Annotated in this window: 26 protein-coding genes and 1 pseudogene; 12 read left to right on the forward strand and 15 right to left on the reverse strand. The window is 66.4% G+C overall.

The window, feature by feature from the left end; genetic code table 11:
- Window positions 1–115: 115 nt before the first annotated feature.
- The 8 genes and pseudogenes from FHU38_RS00890 to FHU38_RS00920 form a co-directional block, all read left to right on the forward strand.
- Window positions 116–479, forward strand: a pseudogene (locus tag FHU38_RS00890) (transposase family protein); the annotation flags it as partial.
- Complete coding sequence (locus FHU38_RS26895; protein ID WP_208415507.1) at window positions 476–868, forward strand: hypothetical protein; 393 nt, start codon at window positions 476–478, stop codon at window positions 866–868. The pseudogene FHU38_RS00890 and the gene FHU38_RS26895, both read left to right, overlap by 4 nt.
- A 32-nt stretch (window positions 869–900) precedes the next feature.
- Window positions 901–1599 (forward strand): SDR family NAD(P)-dependent oxidoreductase, encoded by a 699-nt coding sequence (locus FHU38_RS00895; RefSeq protein ID WP_167165602.1) that lies wholly within the window; start codon window positions 901–903, stop codon window positions 1597–1599.
- Window positions 1600–1601: 2 nt separating this feature from the next.
- Window positions 1602–2636 (forward strand): helix-turn-helix transcriptional regulator, encoded by a 1035-nt coding sequence (locus FHU38_RS00900; protein WP_167165604.1) that lies wholly within the window; start codon window positions 1602–1604, stop codon window positions 2634–2636.
- Between the two features lie 6 nt (window positions 2637–2642).
- On the forward strand, window positions 2643–3476 hold the full coding sequence (locus FHU38_RS00905; RefSeq protein WP_167165606.1) for a hypothetical protein: 834 nt from the start codon (window positions 2643–2645) through the stop codon (window positions 3474–3476).
- On the forward strand, window positions 3449–3580 hold the full coding sequence (locus FHU38_RS27630; protein ID WP_279590168.1) for a hypothetical protein: 132 nt from the start codon (window positions 3449–3451) through the stop codon (window positions 3578–3580). The genes FHU38_RS00905 and FHU38_RS27630 overlap by 28 nt, the downstream gene beginning before the upstream one ends.
- Window positions 3581–3777: 197 nt before the next feature.
- Window positions 3778–6738 (forward strand): AAA family ATPase, encoded by a 2961-nt coding sequence (locus FHU38_RS00910; protein WP_167165608.1) that lies wholly within the window; start codon window positions 3778–3780, stop codon window positions 6736–6738.
- Between the two features lie 1143 nt (window positions 6739–7881).
- Complete coding sequence (locus FHU38_RS00920; protein ID WP_167175280.1) at window positions 7882–9150, forward strand: acyl-CoA dehydrogenase family protein; 1269 nt, start codon at window positions 7882–7884, stop codon at window positions 9148–9150.
- Here the strand turns inward: FHU38_RS00920 and FHU38_RS00925 are convergent.
- The 7 genes from FHU38_RS00925 to FHU38_RS00955 all read right to left on the reverse strand — a co-directional run bounded on the left by FHU38_RS00925 (window position 9119) and on the right by FHU38_RS00955 (window position 14364).
- The gene (locus tag FHU38_RS00925; RefSeq protein ID WP_009156781.1) at window positions 9119–9766 is read right to left on the reverse strand and encodes a GAF domain-containing protein; all 648 of its coding nucleotides are present in this window, start codon (window positions 9764–9766) and stop codon (window positions 9119–9121) included. The two genes, FHU38_RS00920 and FHU38_RS00925, sit on opposite strands and share 32 nt — an antisense overlap.
- Before the next feature lie 29 nt (window positions 9767–9795).
- Window positions 9796–10380 carry a GTP-binding protein gene (locus FHU38_RS00930; RefSeq protein WP_009156780.1) on the reverse strand — a complete coding sequence of 195 codons (585 nt, stop codon included), beginning with the start codon at window positions 10378–10380 and terminating at the stop codon, window positions 9796–9798.
- Complete coding sequence (locus FHU38_RS00935) at window positions 10352–10720, reverse strand: DUF742 domain-containing protein (protein ID WP_009156779.1); 369 nt, start codon at window positions 10718–10720, stop codon at window positions 10352–10354. The genes FHU38_RS00930 and FHU38_RS00935 overlap by 29 nt, the downstream gene beginning before the upstream one ends.
- Window positions 10707–11141 (reverse strand): roadblock/LC7 domain-containing protein, encoded by a 435-nt coding sequence (locus tag FHU38_RS00940; protein WP_009156778.1) that lies wholly within the window; start codon window positions 11139–11141, stop codon window positions 10707–10709. Before FHU38_RS00940 ends, FHU38_RS00935 begins: the two co-directional genes overlap by 14 nt.
- Entirely contained in the window at window positions 11138–12571 is a 1434-nt protein-coding gene (locus FHU38_RS00945) for an ATP-binding protein (protein ID WP_167165610.1), read from the reverse strand. The genes FHU38_RS00940 and FHU38_RS00945 overlap by 4 nt, the downstream gene beginning before the upstream one ends.
- A gap of 596 nt (window positions 12572–13167) precedes the next feature.
- Window positions 13168–13689 carry a pyridoxamine 5'-phosphate oxidase family protein gene (locus FHU38_RS00950; RefSeq protein ID WP_009156776.1) on the reverse strand — a complete coding sequence of 174 codons (522 nt, stop codon included), beginning with the start codon at window positions 13687–13689 and terminating at the stop codon, window positions 13168–13170.
- Between the two features lie 219 nt (window positions 13690–13908).
- The gene (locus FHU38_RS00955; RefSeq protein WP_009156775.1) at window positions 13909–14364 is read right to left on the reverse strand and encodes a carboxymuconolactone decarboxylase family protein; all 456 of its coding nucleotides are present in this window, start codon (window positions 14362–14364) and stop codon (window positions 13909–13911) included.
- A gap of 74 nt (window positions 14365–14438) precedes the next feature.
- Here FHU38_RS00955 and FHU38_RS00960 point away from each other — a divergent pair, with 74 nt between their 5' ends.
- Window positions 14439–15302 carry a sigma-70 family RNA polymerase sigma factor gene (locus FHU38_RS00960; protein ID WP_009156774.1) on the forward strand — a complete coding sequence of 288 codons (864 nt, stop codon included), beginning with the start codon at window positions 14439–14441 and terminating at the stop codon, window positions 15300–15302.
- A gap of 242 nt (window positions 15303–15544) precedes the next feature.
- Here the strand turns inward: FHU38_RS00960 and FHU38_RS00965 are convergent, their stop codons facing one another.
- Window positions 15545–16768 carry an oxygenase MpaB family protein gene (locus FHU38_RS00965; RefSeq protein ID WP_009156773.1) on the reverse strand — a complete coding sequence of 408 codons (1224 nt, stop codon included), beginning with the start codon at window positions 16766–16768 and terminating at the stop codon, window positions 15545–15547.
- A gap of 161 nt (window positions 16769–16929) precedes the next feature.
- On the opposite strand from FHU38_RS00965, the gene FHU38_RS00970 reads away from it, so the two are divergent.
- Window positions 16930–17607, forward strand: coding sequence for a TetR/AcrR family transcriptional regulator (locus FHU38_RS00970; RefSeq protein WP_167165612.1), 678 nt, complete (start codon window positions 16930–16932; stop codon window positions 17605–17607).
- A gap of 30 nt (window positions 17608–17637) precedes the next feature.
- Here the strand turns inward: FHU38_RS00970 and FHU38_RS00975 are convergent, their stop codons facing one another.
- On the reverse strand, window positions 17638–18504 hold the full coding sequence (locus FHU38_RS00975; protein ID WP_009156771.1) for a polysaccharide deacetylase family protein: 867 nt from the start codon (window positions 18502–18504) through the stop codon (window positions 17638–17640).
- 50 nt (window positions 18505–18554) lie between these two features.
- On the opposite strand from FHU38_RS00975, the gene FHU38_RS00980 reads away from it, so the two are divergent.
- Window positions 18555–18950, forward strand: coding sequence for a MerR family transcriptional regulator (locus FHU38_RS00980; protein ID WP_009156770.1), 396 nt, complete (start codon window positions 18555–18557; stop codon window positions 18948–18950).
- On the opposite strand, the gene FHU38_RS00985 is transcribed toward FHU38_RS00980, so the two are convergent.
- The 3 genes from FHU38_RS00985 to FHU38_RS00995 are packed head-to-tail and all read right to left on the reverse strand — an operon-like array spanning window position 18892 to window position 21677.
- Window positions 18892–19770: an MBL fold metallo-hydrolase gene (locus FHU38_RS00985; RefSeq protein ID WP_009156769.1), complete on the reverse strand. Its 879-nt coding sequence runs from the start codon at window positions 19768–19770 to the stop codon at window positions 18892–18894. The two genes, FHU38_RS00980 and FHU38_RS00985, sit on opposite strands and share 59 nt — an antisense overlap.
- A gap of 46 nt (window positions 19771–19816) precedes the next feature.
- Window positions 19817–20683, reverse strand: a complete 867-nt coding sequence (locus FHU38_RS00990) for an ABC transporter permease (RefSeq protein WP_009156768.1) — start codon at window positions 20681–20683, stop codon at window positions 19817–19819.
- Between the two features lie 16 nt (window positions 20684–20699).
- On the reverse strand, window positions 20700–21677 hold the full coding sequence (locus FHU38_RS00995) for an ATP-binding cassette domain-containing protein (RefSeq protein ID WP_167165615.1): 978 nt from the start codon (window positions 21675–21677) through the stop codon (window positions 20700–20702).
- A gap of 62 nt (window positions 21678–21739) precedes the next feature.
- Here FHU38_RS00995 and FHU38_RS01000 point away from each other — a divergent pair, with 62 nt between their 5' ends.
- Window positions 21740–22441 (forward strand): TetR/AcrR family transcriptional regulator C-terminal domain-containing protein, encoded by a 702-nt coding sequence (locus FHU38_RS01000; RefSeq protein WP_167165617.1) that lies wholly within the window; start codon window positions 21740–21742, stop codon window positions 22439–22441.
- Window positions 22442–22458: 17 nt separating this feature from the next.
- Here FHU38_RS01000 and FHU38_RS01005 read toward each other — a convergent pair whose 3' ends face one another.
- The 3 genes from FHU38_RS01005 to FHU38_RS28225 all read right to left on the reverse strand — a co-directional run bounded on the left by FHU38_RS01005 (window position 22459) and on the right by FHU38_RS28225 (window position 24247).
- Window positions 22459–22791, reverse strand: coding sequence for a cupin domain-containing protein (locus FHU38_RS01005; protein WP_009156765.1), 333 nt, complete (start codon window positions 22789–22791; stop codon window positions 22459–22461).
- Window positions 22792–22872: 81 nt separating this feature from the next.
- On the reverse strand, window positions 22873–23283 hold the full coding sequence (locus tag FHU38_RS01010) for a hypothetical protein (RefSeq protein WP_167165619.1): 411 nt from the start codon (window positions 23281–23283) through the stop codon (window positions 22873–22875).
- 124 nt (window positions 23284–23407) lie between these two features.
- The gene (locus FHU38_RS28225; protein WP_449314280.1) at window positions 23408–24247 is read right to left on the reverse strand and encodes an LGFP repeat-containing protein; all 840 of its coding nucleotides are present in this window, start codon (window positions 24245–24247) and stop codon (window positions 23408–23410) included.
- Between the last annotated feature and the right edge of the window lie 45 nt (window positions 24248–24292).

Here is a 24292-nt window from a genome sequence, read left to right on the forward strand (position 1 = left end):
CTCGACCGCGGCTACAGCCCGGAGATGACCCTCGAGGGTCGGCAGGCGGCCCGCGGTCAAGAGCAACCACGGCGGCGAGCTGGTGGCACGCGTCGCCGACGAGATCCGCACCTGGGACCGGGACTTCCTGTGGGTCTCGGGTGATCTTCCCGGCAGTACCCATGACACCGCCGCTGCCCGGATCTGGCAGATTCTCGCCGCCCTGTGTGACGCCGGGCTCATCGCGCTGGGCGACAAGGGCTAACACGGCTATGACGAGACCGGACAACACGTGATCACCCCGTACAAGGGCAAGAACAAGCCCGAGTCCCAAAAGGATGCCAACCGGGCTCACGCACGGCTGCGCGGCCCCAGCGAACGCGCCAACGCCCAACTCAAAACCTGGCACATCCTGCGCAAACTCCGCAGCTGCCCCCACCGCACCGGCCAACTCGCCAAAGCCATCCACCCTACAGAACTACGAGACCACCGCAGGATGAAAAGGCTCATTATTGAGGAAAGCCTGAAAGGCGGCGCCCTGCCGCCGAACTTCTACGGCACGCGAGTTAAGGAATACAAGCACCCTCTCGATGAGGACACGATGGTCACGATTGTCGAGCTGGCCGTGGCCGAGCGGCACGCGCTCGACGCGGGCATGGCCCTGGCGCGCGAGTTGCTGCCCCGCCGGTACTACGCGCACCTCATCAACGACCAGTCGATGTACATCGCCTTTCCGAACTGCCTGGTGCACCTGGAACGGGGCGACGACGAAGGCGAACACCAGGCCCAGGTCATCGGCCAGACGTTCGACATCCCGCTGTCGCAGATGCGCTTCCTGGAGATGTTCGAGGTGGACCACCCAGACGCGCCAGCTCAGGGCAGCGAATGACGAGCTCGACCACGCAGGAGAAACCGCTCGCCGTGGTGGCGGGCGCGAGCGGAGCCATCGGCACGGCCGTGGCGCACCAGCTCGCCGCCGGCGAATGGGATGTCATCGGCACCTTCCACCTGCGCAAGCCTGCACCGCATCCGGGGATCCGGTGGGTGCCGTTCGACGGCGCCGACGAGGACAGCCTGAACGAGCTGCACGCGACACTGGACAGCGACGCACGTCCGGTGCAAGCCGTGATCAGCTGTATCGGCGCACCGTCGAGCAAGCGCCGGATCGCCGACACCGACGCGGACGAGTTCGACGCCCTGTTCATGGTCAACGTGACGGCGGTGGTGCGGCTGTGGCAGGCCGTGTGCAAACGCGCCAGGCTCGGCGCGGCCGGGGTGGTGCTGCTGGGCTCGGACACCACCGCCACGCTCCGGCCTGGCAACGGGGCCTACAGCGCGGCCAAGGCCGGATTGGAAGCGTTGGCCGTGACCCTGGCGGCCGAGGAGGTCGAACACGGCGTCCGGGTGAACCTCGTCGCCCCCTCCCTGACGGCGTCGCCGCTGGCCGAAAGCGTGCTCGCGCTCAAGGGCGTTACCAACATCGAGGAGTACTACCGGGCGCTGCCCTGGGGCCGCCCACTGTCTGTAGCCGAAGTGGCCGCCGTTGCCGTGGAGATCGCCAGCGCGCCACACTGGCGCTATGCCAGTGGTCAGGTGGTGCGGCTCGCGGTTCACGGCTGACGATGACGACTAAGCGTCACGCCCGTCAGGTCGGCATCGTCCACGTCCTGCGCTCCCGTGAATGGGTATCGGCAACCTCCCTGGCTCAGCGGTTCCAGGTCGCGGTGCGCACCATCTACCGCGACATCGAGGAGCTGTGTGCCGCTGGCGTGCCGATCGAGTCCGTCTCCGGCCCGGAGGGCGGCTACCGCCTGGCCTCCGACCAACCCCTGGCGCCGCTGACCCTGGACTCCGACGAAGCCCTCAAGCTGTACGTCGTCAGCCTGCTCGATCGGCCGAAGGCCGACGAGCCGGACACGGACGTGCCGGAGATCGGCAACGCCTACTCGCGCGAGGCGCTCAAGCGGCTTAGCCAGCGCATCTACTTCGACACAGCCGACTGGTACTGGAAGGACGAAGGTTCCGGGCACCTGCCCGCGGTGCGCTATGCCCTGCTGACCGGCACGGCGCTCAAAATCACGATGCGCGTCAAGGGGCGGACCGAGCCGACCGCCACCATCGTCAAGCCCTACGGCGTGGTGTGGAAGGCGGGCGAATGGCACCTGGTGGCCGCGCCCATCGACGAGCCGCCCACCCGATACCGGCTCAACCTCGTTGACCACCTGATGCTGACCGACCTGCGCTTCTCCTACCCCGAGGGTGAGGAGTTCCACCTGCAAGCATGGTGGACGGCCGAAATGGAGGCATACGGCCAAGGCGACACCCGCGTCGTGCTGCGAGTCGAACCCGCCGCACGGGACGAACTGCTGCGGCTGACGCTGAAGTCCACCTCCGAGGTCGAGCACACCGACGACGGCGGCCTGGTGATCCGGCTGTACGTCGACCGCTGGCAGTGGCTGATCCCGCTGGTCACCAGCTACGGCGGTGACGTGCTGGTCGAGGAGCCGGCCGAGCTGCGCGACGCGATCGTGGGACACCTGCGCCGTGCGCTTGACGCCTACGAGAACGCTGCCAAGCTCGACTTCGACACGGCCGTCCCTGGCTTCCGCAACGACGACTCGCGGCTGCGTTCTACGCGCGGGCGCACCCTGACGTAGTAGGTCATGCCCGGCCCCCGCATCTTGGCTCACGTCGACACGCTGCGCCTGGCCGTGAAGCAACCCTTCAACTTCCGCTACACGCTGTGGAAGCCGTCCCACTTCGCTACCGGCCTCGAACAGCACAGCGCGGACACGAGCTGGCGGACCTTCCGCGTGGGCGAGTTGCTGACCGGCGTGGTGATGGCGATGGAGGATGCCGACACCCTGCGCGCCGAGGTCTACGCCGATGGGGCCTGGCAGGAGGCTGACCGCGACCGGCTGACGGCACGCCTGACCCACTCCTACGGTCTGGACGAAGACATCTCGGCCTTCGTCGCCCAAGCCGAGCAGGTACCGCCCATGCGAGAACCGCTCGCGGCGCTGGCCGGGATGCGGCAGAGCTGCCCGGAGAACCTGTTCGAAATCGCGATCATCTCCCTGCTGCTCCAGAACGCCACGGTCGCCCGCACCACACAGATGATGACCAACCTCCTCGACCACTACGGCCACGTGGTCGAGTTCGACGGCGTGACGCTCAAGGCGTTCTTCACACCGGAAGGGATCGCGGGCGTGGACGAGGCCACCTTCCGCGAACGTGACCGCCTCGGCTACCGGGCGAAGTACATCGGCCGGTTCGCGGAGTTCTTCGCCACCCATGATCCCGACGTGGCCGACCACGCCGACAAGTCCGAGCTGATGCGCGAGTTCCAGACGATCAAGGGCGTCGGGCCGTACACGGCGGCGATCATCGCCAGCCACGCGGTCCGCGATCCGTCCGCGCTGGGCTGGACGTGTGGAACCGCAAACTGCTCGCCAAGCGCTTCCTGGGCGTGGACGACGCCGAGGCGGACGTCGTGATGGCCGAGATGACCCGGCTGTTTCCCGGCTACGAAGGATTGGCCGGGCTGTACGTCATCGAAGATGCGTGCCGAGAACAGGCCGTGGTCGAACTAGTCGAGTAATCACGTGCAAGGGTGCGCGAGGCCAGCATGGGCTCCGCCAGCAAGGCCGGCTCGAACGCAGGGCCAGCAGTTCAACGGGACGCGGGTGCCCCCAGCGCTGCTAGAAGGTCTTCATGACCGGCCGAACGGCCGATTGTCGCGCACACCGACCGGCCGATCGGCTGACCCGATGGCCGCGACGCCGTAACGTCGAGGCCGTGGACGGAGGTCGAGTCGCCGCGTGGGGCTTCCTGTACCAGTACCTTCGCACCGTCGAAGCCGTGCTCACCGCGGTCGAGGACGACCGTTTCGGGGCCTGTCGGGTCGAGGGTGGCGCTGGCGCCGGCGAGTCGGACCAGCTTGACGTCGTCGATTTCGACCTGGTCGGTCCGGACGGTGAGGTGTTGCTTGCCGCACAGGTCAAGACCGGTGGTTCGACCGCATCCCTGGGCATCGGGGTCGTCTACCAGATCATGGTCGAGTTGGTCACCCGGTGCGACGCGGAGCGCTACGAGTTACTGACCAACGTGCGGTTGACTTCCGGCGCGGGCAAGATGGCGGATCTCTTGGCGCGCCCTGATCTCTCGGTTGGCGAACGGCGAGCCGAGTTGGCACGAACTCTGGCCGAGGCCCGGTCGTCGGCCGAAGTCACCGAGCTCACCGACGATCAGGTCGAGCGGCTGGGACGCTGCCGCGTGCTGGTGGATCCCCGTGACCGCACCGATGTTGCGGACAGTGTGAAAACAAAGGTGTGGGACTGCCGCCGGAAGCACGGCCGCGGTGTCGGGCCGCGGTCCTCGGGTCTGCTGTTGGCGCACCTGTTGGCCGAGGTGCACCGTAGGGCTGCCTTCGCGGAGCACGCGGTGTGGACGAAGGCCGAGATGGTCCATGCCCTGGTCCAGGACGAACGGGACATCGTCGATGTCCTCGGTGGCCGTGACTGGGGCAGCGTTCTCGGGCTGATGGCGCCGGTGCCGGACCTGCCCCGTACCCCGCTGGTCGAGCAGATCGTCAGCGCGTTGCAGCCCTACCGCCCCACTGGACGCTCGGTACAGCACTGCACTCTGACAGGGCTGTCCGGGATCGGGAAGTCGAGCCTCATCGCGGCCTACGTCGCGGCCTACGCCGACGCCTACAAGGCGATCTACTGGATCGACGCGACGAGTCCCGACAGCATTGAGGACGGCTTCCAGGCGTTGGCCGTCCGCCTCGGGATCGAACGGGAGGGCACCAGCGAACGGTTGCGGTCAGCGGTGCACGAGGCGTTGAGCACGCAGGCGGGCAGGTTCCTCCTGGTGTTCGACGACGCGACACCGGACCTGGCGCGGCGGTGGTCGCCACGTCTGGCCGACGCAGACGTGCTCATCACGACCATCGACAGCACGGCCCGCCTGGGAAACACGATCGCGGTGACCGCCTTGACGAGCGATGAGGCCGTGGAGCTCATTCATCGCCGACTCGACGAGCCTCCCGCCGAGTCCAGTGATCAGGCGCGGCGCCTGGCAGCCGAACTAGAGCGCTGGCCACTGGCCATCGAACTCGCGACGGGCTACCTGCGTAGTTGCGGCTGCACGCTGGCCGATGTCGACCACTACCTGGAGGCGTTGAAAGTGCGGTCGCTCGGCGATGACCTCTCGGTTCCCCTGGGCTACCCACGCACCCTTGTCGCCGCCATCGATCTCGGTCTGCAGGTTCTGCACCGGTCCAACCCGAGGGAAATCGCCGGGCTGGCCACCGAGATGCTGATGCGCGCGAGCTACCTCAGCGGTCGGCGCGTGCCCATCCAACTGCTGGCGGCACCGCTGGCATTGGGCGCCGACAACCTCCCCGCGTTCGACAACATCTCGGAGTCCGACGGGCCCGTGGTGCTCCAGAACCCGCAACTGCCAGAGGCGGTTCGAGCACTGTGCCGAATATCGTTCACCCGTCGCGACGAACGGTTGGCATGGCGGGCCTCCGACCTAATACCTACCGCTGACCACACCATCGCCGTCAACGCGGTGTTGCAGGAGGTGGTGCGCACCCGCCTGGAGGAGGGTACCGCTCAGGACGAGTGGAAGGACGAACTCCGACGGTTGGCTCTCCACGCCAACCACTGGTTGTCCGCCGCTAGCAACAACCACGAGGTCACCAAAGCACACCAACTGGCTCCGCACGCCGCCACACTCGTCGCCCATCTGCGGCGCCTCGACGTCGCCGGACACCGCATCGCCGTGCTTGCCGGGAACCTAGCCAGCATCTACATAGGCGCAGGTCGCGATGAGGAAGCAATCGACCTGTTGCAATCAGAGATCGACATGATTCTCGATGACCCCCACGGCGTAGACATGTTCCTGGAACACCAGGCTCGTCTGCACCTGGCCCGCGCACTCGTCAACTCCGACCACGCCGCCCAACTCGATCCGCACCCCGCCATGGCGGAACTGGCACGTGTTCTGACCTACGCGCAGGCACTCGCACTCGACCACAAGACACACCAGGCGGCGGCGAAGTTTTGTGTTTCCGCGCTCAGCATCCTGAGCATCCTCCACGACCACCTACCCGCGACCGACAGGTCGAACGCTCTGGCCACGGTCTTCCGCGACCTGCAGCAGCGCCTGCCCAGCACCACCCTCACCGAGAACACGGACGCCATCGAGCGGGCAAACCGCATGATCAGCGAAGGAGAGGACGACAGCGCCGAGCGGATAACACGTGCGCTTCTCACGCACTCCCGCGATGGCAACAGCATCAACACCGAACTGCGCCGACTCCTCGCGGAAGCGCTGATAGGACAGAAGAAGTGGCAGGAATGCCTCACCGAGATCGACAACCTTGCGGCCGAGTTCGGCAACCCACCGCTCTCAAGGGAGTCGGCACAGCAGGCACTGCACAACATCGCCCTGAAACTAGTCGCCGCCACGCTCGACCACCCCGCATCGCCAGAACCACGGGCGCTGCTACGACATCTCCTGAGCCAGCCTTGTTTCGTGCACACCAGCGCAATCGCCGGGGGCGAGTACCGAGCGAAATTCGATCTCTTCGCACTGGCTGCCGCGGTCTACGACAACAGGGTCGACGACATCAGTAAAGGGCTGGCCAAGGTTGGAGCCGGCGCGAACCAACACCACCTCACACAAGACCCAGTCTTTGGCATGCTGGCGAGAAAGATCATCACCATTGCTCAGGCGACGATATGAGCCTACGGCCGCACCACCAGCACAACGGCCGCACCATTCCGCGCCGCACGCCACTTGGTAGTGGACGGAAGCTGCGATCTTTCAACGTCGATCGCAACTCGTCGAGGAAACCTTCGACGCCACGCACCGCCTCGACGTAGTAGGTGGTTCGCCCATCCACGCCGGGCGTGCGGGCACCCTTGTTGGACCGCACCGAGCCCACGCCATCAGAAGGAACGCGGGATCGGCAACGAGGTTGAACAGGTCATCAAACCGGCGATGAGGATCGCTACCGGCCGAACGGGGCGCAGAATGCGCTCGCCCGGCGGCACGACATTCGTATCCACCCACCGACCTCCACCCGCCTGCCTTCGTCCCGTTCGGTTCACGGTAATGCCAGCCATCGAACCCCCGCGCGAACGAGGCAAAACCCCAGGTCAGCCCGTGTCGCGGACCCGCTTGAGCACAGCAGGAAGAACGGAGACATAACGGAGCCCAGACTGCCCGTTAGCAACCGCAAACATGATCTTGAAGTCATCAAAATCGCAGGTAGAAGCCCTGCGATCGACGACCGTTTCAAGATCACCGCGATCGAACCCGCGGACTTTTAATCCATAGGTTCTGGGTTCGAGTCCCAGGCGGCCCACCACGTGAACTGGGCTTTCGATGCCGCGGTCGTGAGGGCTTCACAACGGTGGAGCCACAGTGGGTGCGAATCTCACGAGATCGGCCACGATGCCCGGCGGTTCGCGAAGCTGCGTCACCTTCGCCACGCGTGCACTGTGCGCTTTCAGGACACGTTGCCGTCGACCTGGCTGTAGCCTGCCCGCGCCAGGAACCGGTAGCCCGTCCGAGGTGCGCGACAATCCAAATCGACCCTCCACAGCACACCGCGCTACGTCGCATCGGACGCAGGCGTTCCGCGGCGCCACGCTCACCCGGCACGTCCCACACATGCGGAAACTCGCTCGGCCCTCATCCGGCGCGCAGTTTCCAACGGGGCGCGCGTCTGCTTTGGAGCCGCTGTCGCGACAGGCTGTGAGGTAACCGATCACCGGCTCGGTGGTAGATCGTCTGCGATGGCGTGTGGGACAGTGGATCATGCCTATCGCTCGCTGGCCGCGACGAAAGCGGAGGGGCACTGTGCCGGACGACAGCCTATTCATGCAGGCCACACCCACCACTATCGACCTCCACCCCTACCTTGGCGCGTGGAACACGACTCCGACGCACGATGCACTACGCGAGCAGGTCCGTCAGTTTGCCGAGAGCGAAATACGTCCCCGGATCGACGAGCTGGAGCAACCGGGCACAGTGCACCGCAAGCTGTCACGGATGATCGCCGAGCAGGGCTGGATCGGCGTCACCATCGAGCGGCGATACGGCGGACTCGCCCTCGGCCACCTCGCCAAGACCATCATCATCGAAGAGCTGGCGCGCGTGTGCGGCGCCATGGGCGCCATGGTGCAAGCCTCGCAGCTGGGTGTTGCGAAGATCATCCACTTCGGCAACGAGACCCAGAAGCAGCGATGGCTACCGGAAATCGCCGCCGGCCGGTGCCTGCCGACCATCGTCGTCACCGAAGCCGACGCAGGCAGCCACGTACTCGGGATGACCACCAGCGCATACCGCGACGGCGACCACTACGTACTCAACGGATCAAAGGTCTTCATCGGGAACTCCCACGTCGGCGACCTTCACGGCGTCGTAGCCCGCACCGGGGAGGGATCCGGTGGGCTCACCGCATTCCTTGTCGAAGCCGACCGGAAAGGACTCCACCTCGCGCCGCAGCAGCCGACACTCGGGCTGCACGGTTTCAGCTTCGGCGAGCTCGTGTTCGACAACTGCCGCATTCCTGTCGAGAACAGGCTCGGCCAGGAGGGCGGCGGCCTCGCCGTCGCCCATTCCTCGAGCATTCTCTACGGCCGTCCCAATCTCGCTCCTGTCTCGCTGGGAATCCACACCGCCATCGTGGAGGACACCGTCCGATTCGCCAACCAGCACAGACGCTACGGTGACCGGCTCAGTGCCCTCCCCACGGTGATTCAACAGATCGGTCACATGCAGTCCAACCTGATGACCGCGCGGACAGTCCTCTACAACGCGGTGAGCATGCTCGACCAAGGTCGGCCCTGTGACCACGATCTGATCAACGCCAAACTGGTCAACTACGAAACCTCCTTGGACACGCTGCGGCGTGCGATGGACGTGCACGCCGCACACGGGCTCATGGCGGATCGCCCACTCACCCGGTATCTACGCGATGCCTGGCATATCGGCCCGCCCGGCGGCACGTCGGACGTCCAGCGCATTCGGCTGGCCGAACGGGCACTTGGCACCAACACGAACCCGCCGTTTTCGGTCACTCACCGCGACCACCTGATGCGCAGCGCGGAGATGGTCAACGAGCCCATCGAACCTCGGACTGGCTGAGCGCCCTGGCCAGCTCGCTGGCACCGGAGTCGATCGCAGCGGTGTCCGCGTTGGCTGCCGTGATCACCCGGACCAGCTTGTCGGCCACGGACTCGATCACCGCGACGTCGTCCTTGGTGAGATGGTGCGGCTGTGTGTCGATCACGCACACCGTGCCCACCACGGTGTTCGTCGAGTCGATCAGCGGGGCGCCGAGGTAGGACTGGATCCCGAGCATGTCCACGACGGGATTGCTTCGGAACCTGGTGAAGTCGCGCACGTCTCCCAGGGGGAACGGAGTGCGTCGCTCCACAGTGTGGGGGCAGAACCCGTGATCGAGCCGCATCGTGCGCTCGACGCTGGGCCCGTGAGTGGCGATCGCCCGCACCTGCCCCACCTCACCGCTGTCACCCATCCCAGGCGTGTAGAGCCCGGCGAAATACTGCTCGTCGGTGATCAAGTTGACCATTCCGTAGGGGTAGGACAGCGTTTTCGCCAGCGTCGCGGCGCACTGATCAAATCCCGCGATGGCGAACTTGCCAAGTCCCAGAGCTTGGAGCCGACCCATCACACCTGCCCGGTCGCCCTTCGTCGGCCGGTCACGCCTGCGGTCGGTGGTCACGTCGAAAAAGTCCATGCCGTGTTTCTCCCGATCTCACTACGATCTCATCTGCTTAGCGGGTGCAGCTGGTGCAGGATGTGACGGATCAGCGCGACCAGGACGTCACGGGCATCCGGTCCCCGGCGCGCGTCGCACCTCACCACCGGAATCTCATGCCCCAGCCCCAGGGCCCGCTGGACCTCACTGGCTGGATACCGATATGCCCCGTCGAACAGGTTGACGGCGACGACGAACGGTATCCGGCGTTTCTCGAAGAACTCGACGACAGGGAAACTGTCCTGCAGCCGACGGGTGTCCACCAGCACCACAGCGCCGGTCGCTCCGTGGCAAAGCTCGTCCCACAGGAACCAGAACCGGCTCTGCCCCGGTGTGCCGAACAGGTACAGCACGGTGTTCTCGGCGAACGTTCGTCGACCGAAGTCCATCGCGACCGTGGTGCACTGTTTGGTTTCGACACCAGCCAGATCGTCGGTGCCGACACTGGCCACCGTCAACCTCTCCTCAGTGGTCAACGGTTCAATCTCGCTGACCGCGCCCACAAAGGTGGTCTTGCCGGCACCGAAGCCGCCCGCGACGATCACTTTGAGCTGTTCGGGGAACTCAGGTGTACTGCAGTCGTGTAAGACCATCAAGGACTCGCTCAAGCACGTCGAGGGAAGGGGGGGCATGCTTCGGTGCGGCCACACGCACCTTACCGAGCACCACAAGATCAGCGATCACGACCTTGACAGCGCTCGCCGGTTGCCGCATGCGCGAGGCGATCTCAGCGACCGATGTGGGCAACTGGCACCATCGAAGTGCCTCGGCGTATTCCATCCGAAACTCACTTCGGTCGTTCTGGTTGCCGCCGATCGCGCACACGTGCGTCATCAGCTCCAGGTCAGCACACGGCTGTGTGCGGCCTTGCGTAATGCAGTATGGTCGCGGCTGATCGATACCTTCGATCCCACCGCTTTCATCGTCGCTCATACCGCCCGTCCTCCGGAGTCGACGACACCAACGCCGCCGTCTGTCGCAGTGGCGTCTCCAGATGCGTCTGGATCTTGCCGCGCAGATCAACCATGTGGTATGTGAGCATGTCCGCATCGACGTCACGATCGGCGAGTACAGCCAGCAGTGAGCCTTCGGCGGCGCCCATGATCAACAATACGATCTCGCCGACCTCGGTCATCATCTGGTGGACGGTCCGGTTCCCGCCACACGTCTCTCCCACCGCCGCGGACATACCGTGTAGACCGCTCACCGCCGCCGCGATCTGATCAGCGGTATCTGTCTCGACCCCGGCCCAAGCCTTCTTGATCCCATCCGAGGACAACAACAACACTGAGCGAGTCCGGGGAACGGTCGCGAGGATGGTGTCACGCAGGAGGCTTGTCAGGCTGGCCGTCATGAGCGTTCCTCTTCTTCCATTCCGGACAGCGCGGAAGGCGTTCCCAGCTGTCCAGCTTCGCGTGTGGGTTCTCGACGCATCATCGCTGTGACGATGCCTGGATGAGGCTGCGGTTTGCCCGGGGAGCGAGAACCAGCCGAGAGCTCGGCCGGTAGGTACGACCCGGTACGTTGCGGCAGCGGCGGGGGTGTCGCCAGGTCTCCGGCCGTGGAGGTTGGCTGCGCCTGGTCGGCCTCGGCCGCAGGCCGACGCTGGGGCAACGGCGCCGACGGATCGTCGGCTGTGTGTTGGCCACCAGCATGCTCCGCTGCGCCGCTGTTGTCGGGCGGCAGAGATTGGCTGGGAGCAGGCAATGTCCTCTCCTGGTCGGTACGGCCGGCAGCCACCCGCTCCTGACCTTGCGATACCGGTCCCGTATCGGTGGAGGCGGATCGCAGCTCGGCGAGTTCGGCCGGAGGCGAGGCCAGCAGCGCAGACGGCACCACCACGATCGCGTCCACGCCACCGAAAATGTTCGGCCGCAACTGCACCGCGAGCTGCCGCCGCTTGGCGATCGTGTGGACCACCGCGTGCCCGAACGACCCGCGACCGAGCCGATCACGGAGGTCCTCCTCCGTTGCCGAGCGCAGGATCCGGTTCTCTTCACGTATCTGCTCGTCCGTCATGGACAGCCCGGGACTTTGGACCTGGAGCGCCACTCCAGCAGGCACCTCCTCTGCCGTCACCCTTACCTGGTGCGGCTCGGGCGTCACGAAGCTGGCGTTCTTCAGCAACTCGGTCAACACAAGTTGGATCTCTTCAGCGACGTATCCCACCACGTAGTGGTCGGTGCGCGGAGGGACGACCACGACCTTGCGGTAGTGCTCGCACGGACTGGAAGCGCTCCTCAGCACCGAGTTGATGTGGACCGGCTCGGGCGCCCGCCGCTGGAGCACCTCGCCGCCCAGGATCGCGATGCAGTTGGTGTCATGCCATGCTCGCGTGATCGCATGGTCGACCGCGAACGCGCTCCTGAGCAGCTCCGGGTCGGTGATCTGACGCTCGAGGTCGTCCAGCCGGTGAATCGCCAGACGCAGCAACATGCGAACCCGGGCGGTCAGACTGCGCAGGCCGGCCCCCAGCAGTGCGCCCCGCTCCACCTGGGCTGCTCGCCAGGTCGCCTGTTGAATTCGATCGTTGGCGGTACTGACGACCTGTGCCGCATGGTTCTGCGCGTGCTCACGCGCAGAACGCTCCCGCTCGATCTCCTCCTCGAGCAGGTTCACGGCCACGGTTATCCTCCACCAAACCCACCAGCCACCGCCTCCCATCACGAGCACAGCGAGCGTGCTCAGTACGGCAGCCGCCGTGGACGGCAGCGTGGCCAAGCCTCCGCCCAGCAAACCCCCGGCCACGGCGACGACAGCGAGCCCGCCGACCACCGAAGCCATACCGGGCCGCCGCCCCTGGTGACCGGGTCCAGACTCGGGGGCCGAGGGGCCTGGTGGCCTCGCATGATCAGCAACTGCGGCAGTCATGCAGTTGTTCCTCCACATCCACTCGGGAATCGCCCGCCGACAAGCGGCGCCGGAAGACACAAGGACCCGCGAGCGCAGCGTTTCCCAGTACCACCCTGGACCTCCACGAACAGGTAAGCACTAGGCGGGACCTCCATGTAACGGTCGCTCACTGCCCCAGCGTTCAACTCAGTTGATCAGCACCGTACATCAAGGGTCACGGCGGCCGACACCGATTCCGCCCAACGTTGCGGTCGGCCTTGCCTGCGGAGTGGGACCTGGCAGGCCAATGTCGAAACGACCCCCGCATAACCTGCTGAAAGGGAATTCGACCGCCGCACCGAACTGCCGGTCGGATGCGGCCGGCGGCAGCCAAGCACTGTCTCCGCCGCGACGGCCGCAGTACGGCGCGCCCCTCTGCGGGCCCGCCGCGGCCCGCACTTCGGGCGTCGGTGTGGGCCGACTGCGGCAGTGGGTGGCCGAAACGAGTGGCAAGGCCGTTCTCGGCGGCTCGAACGAGTTTCGTCCCGTTATGGCGTGGTGAGCTTGGCGAGGTCGGGGGCGTAGACGGTCATCCAGTGCGGGCGCAGCCGGTAGTAGACCACGTCGCTGTCCCAGTCGAAGAAGTCCTCGCCGTACCAGCTTTTCAGGTGTCGCAGCGTTTCCAGCCAGCTTTCGGACGGTGCGCGGCCGGGAGGGTTCAGGACCTCCACCGTGCCGTGCGTGAATACGCCCAGATCATCACCACGCAGGTGCGCGACGCTGGCGGCAGGTCGAGCGGCGAGGTGGCGGGCTTTGGCCGCCGAACGCGCCGTGCCGAAATGCCACATTCCGTGGAGGAAATGCCCGTCCGCGCCGCTGATCCGCGGCTGCCCTTTCGCTGTGACCGTGGACAGGGCCAGAGTGCACATTCCGGTGAGAACCTGGGTGAGTTGCTGCGCGGTCAGAGTGCGCTCGGCGCTGATTATCGACCGCAGGTGAGAGGTGGAGCGGGAAAGCGAGGTATCAAGGAGCGCTTGGAGCTCGCGCAGTTCATCCGGTGTTTCGTACATGGAAATCCCGTCTGTCATGGTTTCGCGGGTCCGGATCCACTGCCGGAGCCGGCGAAATCATGCTCACGCCAAACCCCGACAGCGTGTGTCAAGGTTTCCGCGAGCGCGGGGGCGCCCTCATGCGGCGGGCCGCAATTGCGGCCCCAGCGGCGTCGAACTCCAGCGTTTACCCTGCCGAGTTCGACGCCGCGGCCGCTCAGCGCCGAGGTTGCGCCGGGTTCACCAGGCGGAGCCCGCAGGTTGCCGGGTCGCGGCATTGAGCCGGTTCCAGACGTTGATCGCCGCGATCGACAGCAGCAGCGAAGACAACTGCTGCTCGTCGTAGTGTGCGGCTGCGTCGTCCCACACCGAGTCGGGCACGGGGTCGGGCCGATCCGCGAGGCGGGTCACGCACTCGGCCAGCGCCAGCGCCGCACGTTCGGCTTCGCTGAAGTAGGGCGATTCTCGCCAAGCCCCCACTCCCCAGATCCGCTCGGCCTTCTCTCCAGCGTCTCGCAGTTCTCTGGCGTGCATGTCGACGCAGAGGCTGCAGCCGTTGATCTGGCTCACCCGAAGATGGATGAGCTGATGGGTCGTCTCCGCGAGTGTGCTCGACTGAGCGGCCTTGCTCAGTGCGTGTAGCGCCTTCATCGCGTCCGGCACCACCATCACGGGGTTGGTCATTCGAGCTTGCATCTTTCCTCCCGCTGTCACGCCTGCCCGTTCGGGCGGGTCATGCAGGTGACCCGCCACGAAGAGAGGATGTGACAGTGCAGGACGAGGAATTCTGGGCAGCACGGTTCGAGGAACACCGACCCCGGCTGAGGGCGCTGGCCTACCGGATGCTCGGTTCGTTCGCCGAGGCCGATGACGCGGTGCAGGAAGCCTGGCTGCGGGTTTCGCGTGCCCGCGGTGACGACGTCGACAACGTCGGCGGGTGGCTCACCACGATCGTCTCGCGGCAGTGCCTCAACATGTTGCGCTCGCGGGCGAGCAGGCGGGAGGACCCGCTGGACGTGCGGGTACCCGACCCGGTCGTGCAGTCGGGCGAGGGCGATCCCGAGGAACATGGCGTCCTTGCCGACACCGTGAGCCTCGCGCTGCTGGTGGTGCTGGAAACGCTCGACCCGGCGGAGCGGCTCGCGTTCGTGCTGCACGACATGTTCGCGGTGCCGTTCGACGATATCGCCCCGATGGTGGGCCGCACTCCGGCCGCGGCTCGTCAGCTCGCCAGCCGCGCCCGGCGGCGGGTGCAGGGTGCGGCGACCGCAGGGCAACCGGACCGCGCCCGGCAGCGCCAGATTGTGGACGCGTGGTGGGCGGCCGCGCGTGGCGGTGACTTCGCGGGTCTGGTTGCCCTGCTGCATCCTGATGCCGTGCTTCGGGTGGACACCGGTGGGGCGGGCTCGAAGCTTGTGCGGGGCGCGGCCGAGGTCGCCGGGCAGGCGGCTTCGTACCGGGCGGCCGGGCTCGCGGCGCGGTTCGCGGTTGTCAACGGCGGCCCGGGGATCGTCTCGATGATCGGTGGTCGGCCGGCTGCGGTGTTGGCGTTCACGGTGGTGGACGGGTTGATCGCCGAGATCGACATTCTGGCCGACCGGCGCCGGTTGGCTGCCCTTGAGCTTGCCTGCTGACGGCGGTGGGCACGGCGCCCCAGGGGCTTCGCCCGAGTTCAGCAACTTGCGTCTGCTGAGTTCCGTCATGCGAACTTGCTGAAACACAAATACGAGAAGAGTATCTACGTATCTGAATGCGGGTGAGAAGCTATGCCCGAACGTCGAAAGGGTCAATGCCCGCAACGCGAACGGCGACCGGAGGCCGCTCGGGCCCGGAACCCACCGGATTCCGGGCCCGAATTCGGTAGCCGCGGCGGTGCTCAGGACGGGCGGTTGGTCTGCGGGATCTCGATGCTGATCGGGCGTGCTTCGGACAGGTAGATCAGGGCGGCCTGGCGGATGAACTCCTCGAACAACCAGTAGGTCTCCTTCGCCCCGGGGAAGGGGAGCAGACCCTCGCGGGCCAGGATGAACGGCCCCCAGAACGTGTTGAGCAGCGTGTCCCAGAGCGGCTCCCTGGGGATCTGAAGCCATCCGGCGATCTCGTCGCCGAGCATGAAACGCGTGAACGAGCCGAGGATCGGCTTGCTGAGGATGCCGCCGTCGACTTCCGCGCCGAGGCTGAGCAGGATGTCGGCGAGCTTGATGCCCTCGGGTGTCGGCGCCAGTATCGGGTCGAGGACCTGTTTGGCCTGGGAGTTGGCCTCGCTCCACGACGCGGGGATGTACTCGTCCTTGATTCCGAGCATGTGCGCGCCGAGTTGCCAGGAGTGCAGGAACGCCTCGGATTCCGCGTCCGGGATCGGTACCTCCCACGCTGTCAGCTTCTGCATGACGGTCGTCGGCAGGCTGTGCCAGGTGACCATCATGTCGGCCTGGCTGATCGGGATCTCCTCGTCGGCGGCGCCCTGCCAGTACTGCGACTGCGGCAGCAGGTGACGCACCGCAGCGTGCACCAGCCGGGTCTTGACGCAGGTCACGATCATCTCGCCATCGGGTTCGTAGGCGTTGCGTGACCCGATGTCGTAGCCCAGTTTGGCGGTCTTGGAGATGCGGTCCTTCATGTCCGCGCCGCCTTGCGAGTAGTAGACCGCACGCGCTTCCTTGGGGATGACCGTGCTCATCATGCCGCTGGCGAGCCCGTACAGCACACCGAGGTAGAGGCCACGCTTCTCGTTGAACTCCACCGCGGTGGCGAGCTTTTCCTGGTCTGCCCACGACGGCATCCGGCGGGCGTGCTCCATGAAGTCGCGCAGGTCGGTCGGCAGGCCGTCCGGCAGCGGCTGGCTGTTCTTCGTCCACGTCCGCAGCAACTCGTTCACCTTCGGCACGTCACCGCGGTCGAGCAGTGAAGCGACCAGTGGGTCGGCCTCCTCGTCCCACACCCACCGGGGATCGAGGCCCGCTCCGGTGCCGGCGACCGAACCCCTTGCCGACCATGTCCACAGTGGACGTGCTTGGGCGGGGGTCGCCAAGCTCAGCGCACCGATCGCGCCTAACGCTCCACCTGCCCGCAACACATTGCGCCTGTTGAGCTTGTCCATGCCTTCGCTCCTCCTCCTCGAGGCCGAGAGCACCTTGATACGATGAAACACGATATGCATCTGTGTATCACCATGAGAGCACACCATGGTGCGCATCACAAGGCCCACCGTGGCGGCGACCGTCGGCGATTGAGGCAGAATCGGCAGTCTCAGGAGGTGTCGTGGAACGTTCGCTGTCCCGCGCCGGAGCGGCCTCGGGGCCCGAGTCCCTACTGGAGCGCGCCTTCATCGACGCCGTCGAGCAGGTCGATGACCTGGACCCCACCCGAGCCCGCGTGCTCGACGCGGCGTACGAGCAGTTCTGCCGGATGGGCATCCAGCGTTCCACCATGGAAGACGTCGCCAAACGCGCAGGCGTTTCCCGGATCACCGTCTACCGCCGGTTCGCCACCAAGGACGTGCTGGTGGAACAGGTGGTCCGGCGAGAGTTCCGTCGATACTTCGATCAGTTCCTGCTCGACATCCAGCAGGCCGAGTCCGTCGCCGACCGGGTGGTGCTCGGCTTCGTCAGCTCGCTGCGCGCGATCCGAGGCAACCCGCTGATCGGCGGGCTGCTCGCGGTCGAACCGGACCTGGTCGCGCCTTCCATGATCAGTGATGGCGGGCGAACCCTTGCCACCGTTCGCGAGTTCGTCGCGGGTCAGCTGCGACACGAGCAACACGCGGGCAACGTGTCGAAGGAACTCGACACCGACCTCGTGGCCGAGCTGATGGTTCGGATATCCGCGTCTTTCCTGGCGATTCCCAGCCACATCATCGACATCGAGGACGACGAACAACTGGCCGAGGTGGCCAGGCGGTACCTCGTCCCCATGCTGGAACCGAGGCCGCGGCGCTGAGGCTGCTCGGCGAGGGGGCTGCACGCGGGCTCAGCGTGTGCTTCGGTAGTGCTCGGCGATCTCGTCGCTGGTGGTGAGCCAGCTGTCGGGCTGCTCGGCGAGGTATCGCAGTGCCTGATCCAGGTACTTGGCTCGGAACGGCTGCCCGATCACGAACGGATGCAGGGCCAGTGCCATGACGCGGCCGCCGTGCTCGGAGTCGGCGCGCAGCTGCTCGTACTGGTCCTGCACCAGCCTCACGAACTCCGGTCCGCTCAGCCCCCTTGCGAACAACAGCAGGTCGTTGAGCTCCACCGAGTACGGAACGCTGATCAACCCGGGTACCTCCAGGTCGTACGGCTGGTCGTCGTTGGTCCAGTCCAATGTGTACGTCAAGCCGAGCTCTGCCAGCAGCGAGGGAGTGTTGAATGTTTCGGTCAGGCCGGGACCCATCCAGCCGAGCGGATGGCGGCCGGTCGCGGCGGTGATCGTGTCAACGATCTCGGTGAGGACTCGACGTTCCTCGTCGCGACTCATTCCGCTGTGCAGGATCGAATTGGTCCGCCCGTGCGCGAGCCAGGCCCAGTTCCGGTCCATGCCCGCCTTGACGATCTGCGGGTAGTGCTCGGCCGCCGCTGAGTTCAGCAACGCGCTCGCGCGGATCCCGTAGCGGTCCAGGGTCTTGATCGTACGCCAGATACCCACGCGCACCCCGTAGTCGCGCCACCCGTAGTTGAGCGCGTCGGGGACCAGTTCGGCCGTGCCTGGCCAGATGCTCGTCGAAGGCCGGTCGAGGAGGAAATGCTCGATGTTGAGCCCGACGTAGACAGCCACCCTGGCTCCGCCGGGCCAGTTGATGGCGGGGCGTTCGGTGATCGGGCTGTAGTGGAAGAGTTGATTGCCGGCTGTGTTCGTCATACGGCCACGGTAAAATCTGACATCAATGTCAGAGTCAACCTCGAGGTGACATGCGGATCGGTGAGCTTGCCCGGCGTACCGGGGTCAGTGAGCGTTCGCTTCGCTACTACGAGCAGCAAGGTCTGCTGGCTGCGGGTCGCACGACGGGCGGTCATCGGGACTATCCGGAACATGCCGTCGACAGGGTCATCCGCATCCAGGAGTTGTTCGCCGCAGGGCTGAACAGCAAGAAGATCGCGCGGCTGCTCCCCTGCATGCGCGACGCCGACGGCGGGCCGTCGGAGATCGCGACCGCGCAACTGGTCACCGACCTGGTCGCCGAACGCGACCGGATCAACCGGGTGATCAAGGAACTGGCCAACTCTCGCGAAGTGCTCGACGAGGTGATCAACGCGGCGAGGCGATCCCCTGGCGAGGCAGGCGACCCCGGACGAACGGCTCCGTGAGGTGCGAGGTCGCCAGCAGTGTGCGTTTTCGGCGGGCCTGTGCCAACAGCGTGCGCCGGGTCCGCCTCGCGGTGTCGGGGTCCGACTCGTAGTGGTAGGCGACGTCGGGGTTGACCAGTTGCACCGCGTGCACCGCGACGTCGCCGGTGACGACGACCCGGCGGCGTCCCGCCTCGACGAGCACGGACTGGTGTCCCGGGGTGTGGCCGGGGGTGGGCACCGCGACGATTCCCTCCGCCGCCCCGCCGAACAGGCGGGTGCGGCCGTCGATCACCTGCAGTTGACCGGTGCGCCGCAACGGTTGCAACACTCGCGGCTCGATGACCTCGTCGCCGTTGTCCCGTAGCGCGGTGATCTCGACCCGCTGTACCGCGTAGCGCGCGTTGCCGAACATGGGTACCCCGCTGGGGAGTACCGACCAGCCGAGGTGGTCACCGTGCAGGTGGGTGAGCACCACGAGGTCCACGTCGAGCGGGTCGATCCCCGCGGCGGCGAGCCGCCGCGGCAGGTTTCCCGGCACCGGCGCCCAACCGGAAGCGGGGCTGCCCTCGGGGCCCACCCCGGCATCGATCAGGGTCACCTGCCCACCCGGGCGGCGGACCGCGAAACAGCGAAAGTCCAGCAGCCACTCGCCGTCGGCGCCGAACGCCCCCGGATCGACCCGCCGGGCACGCCGCCAGTCGGCCTCCGTCGCGCCGAGCAGTACCTCCTCCCTCGGCCGGAAGAACGGCCCGGAGGCGTCCAGCAGTGCCACGACACCGAGCCTGCCCACAGAGCATGTCGTGGCACCGGCGACAACCGGTCGTCGTCGCAACCGCAACGTGGTCTCCTTCGGTGCGAGGGATGGGGGGTCGCTCCTTGCGGTCTCAGTCCGTTCGGTTGAACAGCGCGACACCCGCGACCACGATCGCGCCGGTGCAGGCAAGCGCGACCAGGACCTGCAGTGCGATCGGCACCTGCCACCCGGCCCAGGTGATCGACGGGTCGAAGGCGGCGAGTGCGGCCGGTGTGATGTCGATGTGGTCGAAGACCACCGCGCGCATGGGTTGCACGACATAGGTCAACGGGTTGATCTTGGTGAGGACGGCAAGCCAATCCGGCAGGTTGCTCATCGGGAACAGCGCGCCGGACAGGAACATCATCGGGGTGATGATGAGCTGGGTGGCGGGCATGGCCGCCTGCAACTGCTTGATACGTGCCGATATCAGCACCCCGAGTGCGGTGAGCATGAGCGAGCCGACGAAGAGCAGCGCCAGCAGTGTGAGCAGCAGCAGCGGGTCGTAGGGAACCCCGACGAGCCCGGCGAGTGCGAGCAGCACCACCGTCTGCAAGGTGGCGGTGGTGGCACCACCGAGACACTTGCCGAGGATGATCGCCGACTTGCTCACCGGTGCTACCAGCATCTCCCGCAGGAAGCCGAACTCGCGGTCCCACACCAGTGAGATGCCCGCGAAGGCCGCGCTGAACAGTACCGACATCGCGAGCACGCCGGGGAACAGGAAGGTTCGAAAGTCCAGCCCTCCGGTGTCGCGGACCACGCTGGACAGTCCCGTGCCCATCACGAACAGGAACAGCAGTGGTTGCAACAGTAGTGCGAACATCCGGGTCCGGTCGTGCCGGAAGCGGATCAGCTCCCTGCGCCACACCATCGCGGTGGCGCGCAGCTCGTGCGCGATTCCGCCGGGCGTTGCGGGCACCGGGTATCTTTCGTCGACTGTGTTCGGTGCTGTCATAGTGTGCTCCTGGGCATCAGCGCTTGGCCAGCATGCGCGCGAACGTGCTCGGGTCGCCCGCCTGCTCGGTGTCGGACATGGTGCGGCCGGTGTAGGCCATGAAGACGTCGTCGAGGCTGGGCCTGGTCACCGTCACCGTGTCGATGGCGACTCCGAGCGAGGAGAACAACCTCGGCACGAACTGCGCTCCCTCGCTCACCGAGAACGTCACCATGCCGTCGTGGATCGCCGCGTCGAGCTGGAACAGTTGTCGTAGCCGCTCGATGGCGAGCGTGTCGTTCTCGGTGCGGATGCGTACCCGGTCCTTACCCACGCTGCTCTTCAGCGCGTCGGGCGTGTCGGTGACGACGATCTCGCCGTGGTTCATGATCGCTATGCGGTCGCAGTACTCGGCCTCTTCCATGTAGTGCGTGGTCACGAAGATCGTGATGTCTTGCTTGCCACGCAGCTCGGCGATGTAGTCCCAGATGGACGCTCTCGTCTGCGGGTCGAGGCCGATGGTGGGCTCGTCGAGGAACAGCACCTTCGGCGCGTGCAGCAGCCCGCGCCCGATCTCCAGCCTGCGCCTCATTCCGCCGGAGAACTTCTGCACGATGTCGTGTCTTCGCCGCGCGAGGCCGACCATGTCGAGCACCTCCGTGATGCGTTCGCGCAGTAGCCGCCTCGGCATCCCGTACAGCTCACCGTGGAAGCGCAGGTTTTGCTCCGCGGTCAGGTAGGTGTCCAGTGTCGGGTCCTGAAACACCACGCCGATCCGGCGGCGGACCTCGGCCCGCTGGCTGCGCACGTCACACCCGGCCACGGTCGCCGAGCCTGCTGTCGCGTCGGCGATCGTGCACAGGATCTTGATCGCGGTGGTCTTGCCTGCCCCGTTGGGGCCGAGGAAGCCGAACATCTCTCGCTCGGCGACGTCCAGGTCGATGCCTTTCACCGCATGTAGGTCGCCGTAGGACTTCCGCAGTCCCCTGACGTGCACCGCGTGGTGGTCGGACATGGAACCCCTCTCCCTAACGCCGTTAGAGGAAGCATCTCTCTAACAGTGTTAGGGTGTCAAGTGTGTCGGCTGACTCTCCTGGCAAACCGGTGTCGAAGGCCGCGATCGTGAACAAGGCCGTCGAGCTGATGGAGCAGCGCGGTCTCGCGGCGGTGTCACTGCGCCGCATCGCCACCGAACTCGGTATCTCGGCGCCCACGCTGTACTGGTACATCTCCGGCAAGCGCGAGTTGCTCGACGCGGTGGCGGAGCAACTGCTGCGGCGCGGCCTTGCCGGTATGGACAACCGACCCGCCGAGGGACAACCGTGGTGGGAATGGCTCGAACAGCGGTGCAGCGCGATGTTTCGGGCGATGCTGTCCGTACCGGACGCGCCGCAGGTGGTGGCCGGAAACCGGCCGACACCGGAAACGTTGCCCGACATCGAGGCCGGACTGGCGGAACTGGTCGCGGCCGGCTTCACCGCTGCCGAGGCGCAGCAGGTGTTCCTCGTGCTCGGCGGCTACATCACGGGAATGGCCCTGGAATGGCAGTCGGAGGCGGCCCGCGAGGTCGACACCGACGTCAACGACCACGAACTCGGCGAGCTCGTCCGCGACCCCGCCCGCTTTCCGTACCTCGCCGCCGCTGTCCGAGGCCGTCCCGACTCGCCTGTGCAGACGTTCGACTACGGCCTCTCACTGCTGATCAGGGGTATCCGTGACAGGCATGCCGAGTTGGTGGGCGACCGCGTCGAGGCGAAAGGACCCGGCCGCCGGGATTGACGGCGCCGCCTGCCGGCTCAGCCGAGCTTGGCGACGGTGAGCAGCACGGCCGAGTCCTGCAACGCCTCGAGGCTGTGCTTGGCCTGCGGGATGACGATCAGGTCACCTGAGATCCCGTCCCAGGACACCTCCCCGGAGTGCAGCCTGACCCGGCCACGCAGCACGAACAACGTCGCCTCGCCAGGATTCTCGTGCTCGGCGAGCGTGCTTCCCGCGGTGAGGGTGATCACCGTCTGCCGCAGTACGTGCTCGTGGCCTCCGTAGACGGTGTCGGCGCTTCGGCCGTGACGCGCCGTGGCGGCGCGCTGGAGGAGTTCGCGGGCCATCGCGTCAAGCGAGAACTTCTGCATACGTCGAGTGTGTGCCACAACCGCGCGGGACGCGACAAGGGTTCAACCGGCCACGTGGCCGACCTCGCTCGGCAGGCGGGCTCAGCCGCCGTAGGTACCCTCGTCGTAGTCGTCCAGACCGAGCAGTCCACGGATGGTTGCGGCGGCCTGCCCGCCGTCGTGCTCGGCGGCGCTGATCACCGCGTCGATCAGATCCTGGCGGGTGTCTGCCCGCTGTGCCTGGTGCCAGTACCGCTGTGCCTGCTTCGAATCGTCCACCAGCCGAGCCACCGCGGCATCGACTTCGGGCGGCCAGCGAGTCGACTCCAGCTCTCGCAGGTGCCGCTCGTTGGCGGTGGCGGTCTCGGCGGCGAGGGCGTTGAGCGTGGACAGTGGCTGCCCGGCGTTGACCGCCTGCTCGAGTCGTTCCAGCGCACGGTTGTACGGCTCGACGATCGCCAGGTAGCGCGCCGCGGCCTGCTCGGTGGACAGCACGGCCTGCGTGCTCTCCACCGAGGTCGAGGCCTGCGGTGGTGGGAGTGAAACGGGTGAGCCCGAGGTGGTCGCGCACCCTGCCGTCGAGGCAAGGAGCGCGACCACTATCGGCGTGACAGCTCGACGCAAGGCCTGCCGCCCGTCAGTAGGAGTAGGCCGTGGTCGCCCCTGTGGAGGCGTTCCAGGTGATGTAGCCGTGCTGGAAGTTGCTGCGGCGTCCACCGGAGATGGCGAACTCGTCACTGGTCGGGTAGCCCAGGAACGACCGTTCCCAGCCGAGCTGTGCCCACTTCGACTTGATGGCGCCGTAGATGGCGTGTGCTCCGGTGCTGGGTGTCCAGTAGACGGAGCCGTACTGGAAGTGGTTGTAGCGGCCGACGCCGTCGGGGGTGCCGTGTTCGTCGGTCTTGGGGTAGCGCAGCACGCTGCGTTCCCAGCCGAGCTGCGCCCACTTCGACTTGATGGCGCCGTAGATGGCGTGTGCTCCGGTGCTGGGTGTCCAGTAGACGGAGCCGTACTGGAAGTGGTTGTAGCGGCCGACGCCGTCGGGGGTGCCGTGTTCGTCGGTCTTGGGGTAGCGCAGCACGCTGCGTTCCCAGCCGAGTTCCGCCCACTTCGACCTGATCGCGCCCCGGATCTCGTGTGCACCCGTTTCGGGCGTCCAGTAGATGGAGCCGCCTTCCTTGGCGAAGTGGTTGTAACGTCCCACGCCGTCCGGCGTGGCGTGCTCGTCCGTCTTGGGGTAGCCCAGATGCCCGGTCTCGCTGCCGTAGCGGTCCCACGTGTCGCGGATCGGACCCTGGATGAGGTGTGCTCCGGTGCCTGCCGACCAGTACACCGAGGCTGCCCCTGAGTCGAAGGTCGTGCGCAGCCCACCATCGGCTGCCGCTTGTTCGAGCTGGTACACGCCACCCAGCGGCCCGGAGTCGCCGCCGTCGGACTGCCAGCGCTGGTAGATCGGGCTGGAGGTCCAGTCACCCATCAGTTCCCCGACCCGTTGCCGGATGGCGGGCAGTTGCTGGTAACC

Source organism: Saccharomonospora amisosensis (assembly GCF_011761185.1).
Lineage (GTDB): Bacteria > Actinomycetota > Actinomycetes > Mycobacteriales > Pseudonocardiaceae > Saccharomonospora_A > Saccharomonospora_A amisosensis.